The sequence below is a fragment of the Embleya sp. NPDC005575 genome, assembly GCF_040605455.1.
GTDB lineage: Bacteria > Actinomycetota > Actinomycetes > Streptomycetales > Streptomycetaceae > Embleya.
This window is the reverse complement of sequence record NZ_JBEXCV010000252.1, coordinates 1-7,912: the sequence shown is the minus strand read 5'-3', so window position 1 is coordinate 7,912 and position 7,912 is coordinate 1. Positions and strand designations below refer to the sequence as shown.

6 protein-coding genes and 2 pseudogenes are annotated in these 7,912 nt (G+C 69.1%); 3 read left to right on the top strand and 5 right to left on the bottom strand.

All coding sequences use genetic code 11. The annotated features are described in order from the left end of the window. Positions 1-405: 405 nt before the first annotated feature. Positions 406-1,729: pseudogene (locus ABZS54_RS40900) on the top strand (FAD-dependent oxidoreductase); the annotation flags it as partial. Between the two features lie 180 nt (positions 1,730-1,909). Here the strand turns inward: ABZS54_RS40900 and ABZS54_RS40895 are convergent. Together ABZS54_RS40895 and ABZS54_RS40890 are read right to left on the bottom strand one after the other, a co-directional pair. Then, complete coding sequence (locus ABZS54_RS40895; protein ID WP_355547869.1) at positions 1,910-2,455, bottom strand: hypothetical protein; 546 nt, start codon at positions 2,453-2,455, stop codon at positions 1,910-1,912. 334 nt (positions 2,456-2,789) lie between these two features. Continuing rightward, positions 2,790-3,238, bottom strand: a pseudogene (locus ABZS54_RS40890) (isochorismatase family protein); the annotation flags it as partial. Here ABZS54_RS40890 and ABZS54_RS40885 point away from each other — a divergent pair. Then, positions 3,191-3,451, top strand: a complete 261-nt coding sequence (locus ABZS54_RS40885; RefSeq protein WP_355547872.1) for a hypothetical protein — start codon at positions 3,191-3,193, stop codon at positions 3,449-3,451. The pseudogene ABZS54_RS40890 and the gene ABZS54_RS40885 overlap by 48 nt on opposite strands. Positions 3,452-3,678: 227 nt before the next feature. Further along, the gene (locus tag ABZS54_RS40880) at positions 3,679-5,937 is read left to right on the top strand and encodes a hypothetical protein (RefSeq protein WP_355547866.1); all 2,259 of its coding nucleotides are present in this window, start codon (positions 3,679-3,681) and stop codon (positions 5,935-5,937) included. Positions 5,938-6,809: 872 nt separating this feature from the next. Here ABZS54_RS40880 and ABZS54_RS40875 read toward each other — a convergent pair. From ABZS54_RS40875 to ABZS54_RS40865, 3 genes are all read right to left on the bottom strand, one after another. Further along, positions 6,810-7,154, bottom strand: coding sequence for a DUF1330 domain-containing protein (locus tag ABZS54_RS40875; protein ID WP_355547863.1), 345 nt, complete (start codon positions 7,152-7,154; stop codon positions 6,810-6,812). 86 nt (positions 7,155-7,240) lie between these two features. Continuing rightward, entirely contained in the window at positions 7,241-7,405 is a 165-nt protein-coding gene (locus ABZS54_RS40870; protein ID WP_355547860.1) for a hypothetical protein, read from the bottom strand. A 5-nt stretch (positions 7,406-7,410) separates the two neighbouring features. Beyond that, positions 7,411-7,782, bottom strand: a complete 372-nt coding sequence (locus ABZS54_RS40865) for a hypothetical protein (protein WP_355547858.1) — start codon at positions 7,780-7,782, stop codon at positions 7,411-7,413. Positions 7,783-7,912 lie beyond the last annotated feature (130 nt).

Sequence of the window (7,912 nt, the reverse complement as noted above, 5' to 3'; positions counted from 1 at the left end):
GCTTCTTCTTCCCCATACGCTCCATGATGGACATCCTCCCAAGAGGGGCAAAGCCCTCAGACAGGGTGTCCGTCAAACCGGATCAAGCCCAGTCCGACAACACCAACTCGGCCTTCGGCCGCCCCATCCGCGCCATGGAACCAGCCTATACATCTACAACGAATTCCTGGCGCAGGACACTAGTGTGCTGCGCCAGAAATTCTGGCGATATATTTCGCTAGGGAATTGAGGATCTCGTCGGCGGATTTGGTCCAGACGAAGGGTCTTCTGCGTCCTGAATGAGCGCAAGAGCTGAGCGGGGACCGGGCAGTTGTCCGGGCCTCGACGTCCGCCTCGTTGACACGCAAGTTAGTCCGCCCAGGTCAGGTCACCCCTGACCGACTACCTTCGCTGTCAAAGGACACCGGGTACGTGAGCAAGCTGTGCCACGAACCTCGGGTATCACTGGCCGTGTTGCAGGGTCTGCTCGCGCCCCATCTGGCATCCAGCCGGGCTGCGCATACTCATGGAGCACGTGCCCGCCGAGGTGTTCGCGGACGGCGACCGGGTCCGCGCGGTCACCCTGTGGGGCGTGCGCACCGAGGAGTCGCACACGATCTCGGCGGCGTACATGCTGGACGCGACCGAGACGGGCGAGTTGCCGCCGCTCGCGAAGGCCGAGTACGTCACCGGCGCCGAGTCCGGGGCGGAATACGACGAGCCCAGCGCGCCCGACGAGGCCGGGCCGTTGAACATGCAGGGCATCACGTAATGGTTCGCGGTGTCGCACCACGAGGGTGAGAACCACGTGATCGACCGGCCCGCCGGCTACGACTTCTGGCGGTCGTACCGACCCGACTTCTGGCCCGGGCCGCTGCTCGGCTTCCTCGCGCCCGACCCGCGCACCCTCGAACCGGAGGTGCGGACCTTCGACCCGCGTCCGAGCGGTACCCCGCTCGCGGTGCACGCCGACCAGAGCGCCGACGCCGGCGGCGACGACCTGTGGTTGTTCCGCCGGATCCTGGCGAAGGGCCTGTTCGAGCCCGGTGCAATCGACTCGGACATCACGCTGGTGAACTGGCCGCTGAACGACTACTGATTGAAGCCGATCATCGAGGTCGGCGCGGACGAGGCCGCCGCGGCGCACCGCGAGGCCAAGCAGCTCTCGCTGTCGGTCCTGTACTGGTTGCAGACCGAGGCACCTCGGTCGGACGGCGGCGCGGGGTACCCGGGGCTGCGGCTGCGGCACGACGTGGTCGGCACCGCCGACGGACTGGCCAAGTCCGCGTACGTACGCGAGTCGCGGCGGATCCGCGCGGTCACCACGGTGACCGAGCACCACGTGTCCCGGGACATCCTGGGCACGCACGGGATCCACCACTTCCCGGACTCGGTGGGCGTGGGCGCCTACCGGATCGACCTGCATCCCTCGACCGGCGGCGACAACTACATCGACGTGGCCGGCGTGCCGTTCGAGATCCCGCTGGGCGCGCTGCTGCCGATCCGGATGCGCAACCTGCTGCCGGCGGCGAAGAACATCGGCACGACGCACATCTCCAACGGCTGCTACCGGCTGCACCCGGTGGAGTGGAACATCGGCGAGGTGGTCGGGCACCTGGCGGCATATTGCCTGCGGCAGGGCGTCGAGCCGCATGCGGTGTGCGAAGTCCCGGCGCTGTTCGCCGAGTTCGCGGCAGAGTTGGACGCGATCGGGGTGGAGCGGCACTGGCCGGCACCGGCCGGATACTGAGCCCTCGCGCACGGGGTCGCTTTGCCGCATGGGCGGCGGCGGAGCGCCCCTCGGCGGGCGGGTGGCGGCAGGGACGCGAACGCTGCTCGGTCCTCGGCCGGCGCGCCGGCCCGCATGCGATTGGGTCGCATTGGACCGGATGGGGTGCGTCGGAGCCGGTCTCCGTCGGGCCGGTCTCCGTCAGGATCCGACAGGCGTGCCATCCTGCCGAGCCTGGGCAACCGCCGCCGAGATCTCACGGCGCGTCGTCCAGAACTTCAGCGCGGCCAGCCGCTCGGCCGCGCGGCCCAGCCAGTCCGCCTCGGCCAGCCGGCGCGCCTCGCCGGCGTCGACGGTCTGGGTCAACAACTGCTGCAGGAAGGCGGCTTCGGGGACCCGGTAGGAGTGGTCATGCCGGTCGAAGACCACGCTCCGGTACTCGTAGGGGTGACGCAGCGTCATGTCCAGATGGCCGCCGCCGTGTCCGTTGCGCCCCACGAGACCGCTGACCACGGCGGGAAACGTGTAGTTGCCGCCTATGCTTGGGTCACCGCGACCCAGGATCACCGAAATCCCGTCCATGATCCTGGACCAGGGGATCAACTCGTCCTCCGAGTCGGGCGCGTGTTGGCACAGCCCGTCTGTACGGAACTCCACCCACGAACCGCCCGGGCGCCGAAATTCGCCCACCATGCAGCGGCCGTCGATTACTTCCAGCGGACCCAACGTCGCATTCATGCTGCTCATTGTTGCATTCGATCACCGCCCCGGTGCAGTGGAGTCGGCCCGGCCCGGACGCTACCGAGCCGGCTCCACGCGGGTGGTTCTGCCGCCGTCTGTGCTTCCCCGGGGTCGCGTCGCGGCGTTGTGGGAGTTGGACGCGGTGACGGGCCCATCGGTAGAGCCGCTCGATATGTGGTCCACGAAGGAGCGACGCTGTTCGCCGAGTTCGAAGACCGAGCCGGACGCGCCGTTGCGGAGCGGCACCGGCCGGCGCCTCGCTCGGATGGGCGCGGTGCTGATTGGTCGTTCGGTGGGGGTCGGCCGGCCCGCGGTGGAGCCGGCCGACCGGAGCGGGCGGTCAGGCGGTGAGGGCGGCGACGGTGGGGGCGGTGGGGCCGAACAGGTCGCCGATGGTGTTCAGGGCCGCCGTCTGGAGGTGGCCGAGGCCACGGTCGTGCCGTCGGGGGCGGCCAGGGGCCGGGTGGCGGTGGCTTCGGCGACGACGGTGGGGCGATTGCCGAGATTGAAGGCGCCCTGGGCGGAGAAGGTGACGCACATGTGGGTCATGAAGCCGGCCAGTACGAGGTCGGCGCCCGCGCCCAGTTCGCGCAGGGTCTTCTCCAGGTCGGTGTCGTGGAAGGCGTTGGGGAGCTGCGCGACCACGACCGGTTCTTCGCCGACGGGGGCGACTTCGGTGCGGATGGCGCCGATCTCGGCGCGGATGTCGTACGGGGTGTTCTCGCCGCCGTCGTCGACGATGTGGATCACCGGCGTCCCGGCGGCGCGGGCGGCGGCCAGCAGACGAGCGCGCTCGGGGGCTCGTCGTCGTCGATGATCGACGACGACGAGCCCGGCTTGAGTCGTCCGGCGTTTCGCCGGGCGGCCGGTGCCGGACTCGACGGCGCGCACGACGCGCTGTTCGCGACGGTGACCGCAATGTCCCCCGAGGATCGGCGCGGCGCGGCGAACACCGCGATCGACACGCTGGCCGGCTTCCTGGGCCTGGCCGGCCCGCACTGAACCATCGCGCAGGCCCGCCGGGACGGGGTGTTCCCCAATCTGGTGGACCACAGGCGGCTCCAGGGTGACTCGTCTCGGCGTCGGCCGCTGCTCGGCCGGCGATGCCCTCGACCGTCGGCGCTACCGGGTGGCGTACGCGACCTGCAGGCGAATGAACATCTCCCTCGGCCCGGCGGTGGCAACAGGCTCACGCCGAACTGGGCACGCGATCAGGTGAGCACGGGCGATTGAACGCCCTGCGCAAGCAAGCCGAGACCGATCTCAGAAAGACCCGCAAACTCGCCGACGCCGCCGCCGTCAAGGCATCGGCGGCGGTCGAGAAGCACGCCCGGGCGGAAGGACACCTGGACGGGCTGACGACACCCCGCAACAGGCCGGAGGACTGCGCGGAGTGCACCCGCCTGCTGCCCGATGTGGAACCCGGCGTCTGCCGGCAATGCGGGGGACCACACGATCCGGCGCACCGGGTCGCAGCGGAGAAGAAGACGCAGACGGACATCGCCCGAGCCCGCGCGCAGGTCGAACACACCAAACTGACGCGGAAGAACCGCGAGGCCGACGCCGTCGCGGCAGCCTCGGCCGCAGCCGCGGCCGAGGAGCGGGTGCGCAAGGCAGGTGAAGCGTGCGACAGGTGGGAAACGAGTCACCTCGTTCCTCAGTGGCAGGCAACGATCGAGGCCGGCAACAAGGCCAGCACCGCGGCCGGCGAGGTCACCCAGCTCAAGAAGCGCCTGGACGAAGCCGACAAGGCCACCTCCCTCAGCATTCAGGTCGACGCGGCGATCGTGGTCAAGAAGGCCGCCGACGAGGCGCTCACCGCAGCCCTGTCGGCCAACAACAGCCGCCGCGAAGCCTTGGTGAAGCAATGGTCCGAGCTGTTCCAGGGCCGGGTGCGCGAGATCGACCCCGAGCGTGAGACCGCCCTGATCAAGCCCCTCGTTCACTTCGTATCAGTCCCCGGCCGTATCACGACTGGGCGGCGTTGCCCGCGAGGCGATCACATGGCCGAGACCGGTCCGGCTGTTCACGTTCGCCGGTGGCACGGCGAACCGGTGTGGGAACGCGGCCGGGTGGCCACTCCCCAGCTCGATCTGGCGTTCTTTCGTCATCGCAGCCACCCGGTGCCAGCGTTCGGAGACCGCGCACGCGTCCTGCGCATCGCGGTGGACGCGCGCGCGGCGGCCCGCGCGTCCACGGATTCCCGGGTGGGGTTCCTACTGGAGTTCACCAGACACCCACTCGTCGAGATCGCCGTCCTGGGCACCGCCGACGACCTCGCGAATCCGCCGGCACCCGGCCGTATCGAGGTCGGGGAGGTGGACGAGACCGAGGACTACGTCCAGGTTCGGGTGCCCGACGGCGACGGGTGGGCACTCACGGGCGCCTTGGGATATCGCTCCTGGGTGCAGTGGGCCGAGACGGCATCGTGTTCGGGAGCCGGAACCGTCGACGACGTCCTGGCGGAGGTCGTGCGCGCCCGGGCAAGCCTCGCCTGGCCCGCCGACCTGCTCGTCACCGACTCCCCGCTCCTCCTCGCCGGTGACGGGCAACTCGTCCTCGAGGCCAACCCGATGGACACTCCGTCCGCGCTCGCGCTGATGGGGCTCTTCCTGCGTGACCGCGGCGACTTCACCCACGCCTTGACCGGCGGAACACCCCGTCGATGGACGGCCGAGAGCTTCTACGAGTTCACCGTCCGCGCGGCGCTCCCCGCCGGGTGGCGGTTCCACTCCGCAGCGCGCGCAGCGAGCAATCCGACGATGGGCGCACTCGCGGAAACCATCATTCACCGTGCGGCCCGCGCCCTGTTCGCCCGAGACCACGTCCTGGCCCGGACCCGGGCGCCCCACGACCGGCCCGCCGTCTTCGAGATCCTCTACCACCTCGACGCGCTCCTGGTGCAGACCGTCGGCGCCCTGGACGCGCTCGCCCGCATCACCGACACGGTCTGCGGCCTGAACACGAAACCCCAGGGCATCAGTTGGCGCAGCGAAACGTGGCGCCGGAAGGTCAACGACGCCACACCGGGCACCGGCCTTCCGGCCCTGCTACCGGTACCGCCCGCCCCATCCGGCCGTCAACTGGACACCATCCGCCTGGTCACGACCCTGCGCAACAACGTCCACAACAACGCCCTGCGCCTGACGACACCCGACCATGCGTACTCCTCCTTTTCCCGTTTCCGCATGCACCTGCCCCAGACGGATCACGACGCCGTCACCCGATACGTCGCCGACCTCGGCGGGGACCAGGCGTGGGGAGTACGAACAACCGCCCCCGGCGAGACCACCCTCGACCTCGCCCGCTTCGTCGACACCCTCCTCCGCGAGAGCCTGCGCACCATCGACGACCTCATGCGCCACATACCCGTCGAACGCCTGCCCGGCGTCGACCCCGCGAACATCACCCACGCCCCCGACCCGGACCATCCGTTCCACGGCACCGCCGCCGCCACCGCCCTGCGCGACCTCTGCGGCCTTTCGTAGCCCTCACGGAACACCGCTTCGTCGAACCGGAGTCGGCCGGCACCGTACACACCGCCGGCCGGCACGCCGAACCCGAGGCCCGTACTCCGGACGGCCCCGGCAGCGAATGCCGGCGGCCTCCCGCGCCTCGGCCGGGACGACACCGTCCACGACAGCGGAACACCGGGGGCGCGGACAGATCGAACACCCTTACACCACACCGAAGAAGACACGGCCCGACCAGCGCAAACGCGAAAAATCCGTAAGGATTCCCGTGATACATCCGGTATTCCAGCCGAACCACGGAAATACAGGTCACAGCGCTACACATCTCTGGCCAGTGCCAAACACCCCGCAATCTGCGCAGCTCAAACGACACAACAAGGGAAGACACGGATTCGTCCAGCCGAACTCCGGGATCCCAGCTCAAACCCAACGCACCCACAAAGAAAAACCGAGAACTCACAGTGGACGTTCCGGTCACGGCCCTGCTCTCTCGAAGCCGCCGTCACCACCCGATAGTGGACACCCTCCGCCGATGCCCGCGGCCGGACGTGGGAATTGCTCGATCAAACCTCGGTGCACACCGCAGCTGGGCCTGCTTCCGCTCCCGGGAGTAAGAGCCCACGACACCCCCGCGCTGCGGCAAGCCCCTCGCCCCCACGGTTCCGTCGGTTTCCCGCCGACGGAACCGCCCTCCCCCGGGAGGCCATCGAGACGGCCAACAAGGGCGCCCTTGCGGCTGGTGTCGCCGCACTCCGCCGGCGCTCTGCGACGGCACCCACCGCCTCATGGCCGAGTCGCTACCGGCCGATCCGATCCTCCCCAAAGGCCGTGTTGTCGTACACGGCGGTGCTCCCCGATCGCGGGGCCTTCGGACGGAGAGCCCCGCGTCAGAGCCCTGCTGCTTCGCGCAGACCAGCGGCCGTCTTCGAGGCGTCGTAGCCGGCGGGGACGCCCTCGACCAGAAGGACCTCGCCCGCGATGTGGCGGGTGCGCAGCGGAAGTATGGCCTGGTAGGCGTCGGAGGCATACCAGGCGCGGGCCCGCTCGATGTCCGGGAAGCCGATCACGACGACGGTGCCGGGGAAGGGACCCTCCACCACCTCGACCTCCTTGCCGTGCACAAGGAAGCGGCCCTCGTAGGGGTCCATGGTCGACTGGATCCGCTCGATGTATTCGAGGATGTCCTCGTTCATCGTCTCGGGGCGGATGTGGGCGATGGCGTACGCGGTCATGGTCTGCTTTCCGGTCGACCGGCCCGTCGGTCCGGGCCCGTTGATCCGATTCTGTCAGCGCGCGGCCGCAGCGGCTACCTCCAGGGTCATGGCGCCGCAGAATAGAAGATGCGCCGGTTGGCGATCGGGCAGATGCCGAAGCCGGCACGGTGGGCGACCAGGTCGGGTCTGACCGAGATACGGGCCTGGAGCCCCTGGCCCGGGCCCTGGGTGCGGTCGACCACCCGAAGTCGGTGCTCGATTGGCTGCATCGACTTCAGGTCAGGCGCCGCGCCGCTCGATCCACCATCAAACCCCGCAGCCCTCTCGTCTGCGAACGGCCCGGCATTGATCGACGGTGGACTGTTGCATTGAACTTGGGTTCAACCGGTCGTCGCAACACCTCGATGGTGGAGGTGTGAATGGGCAGGTTGGCTGGGTGGATGCGGGAGTTGACGGGCAGGGCCGCGATGAAGTCGCCGGGGAAGCCCTCACTTCTTCGTGACGTCGAGCGGTTGTTCTGGCGTGAGATCGCCAAGGGACTGACCAGCGAGGACGCGGCGAAGTCGTCCGGTACATCGAGGGCTTCTACAACCGCCGACGCCTCCACTCGGGACTCGGCTATCGCACACCCCACGAAGTCCTGCACCCTAAGGGCGTGTCTCATATGGAGAGTTGTGCGAGTTCTTGTAGCAGGTCAAGGCCGCTGCCAGTCCGAGGAAGGCGGTGAAGTGGTCGCCGTTTCGTTCGTATCGGACGGTGAGTCGGCGGTAGCCGAA

What these genes read in the sequence shown, in the direction of transcription:
- ABZS54_RS40895 (WP_355547869.1), bottom strand. Translation starts at nt 2,455, where the DNA reads ATGAGCAGCATGAATGCGACGTTGGGTCCGCTGGAAGTAATCGACGGC.
- ABZS54_RS40875 (WP_355547863.1), bottom strand. Translation starts at nt 7,154, where the DNA reads ATGACCGCGTACGCCATCGCCCACATCCGCCCCGAGACGATGAACGAG.
- ABZS54_RS40870 (WP_355547860.1), bottom strand. Translation starts at nt 7,405, where the DNA reads ATGCAGCCAATCGAGCACCGACTTCGGGTGGTCGACCGCACCCAGGGC.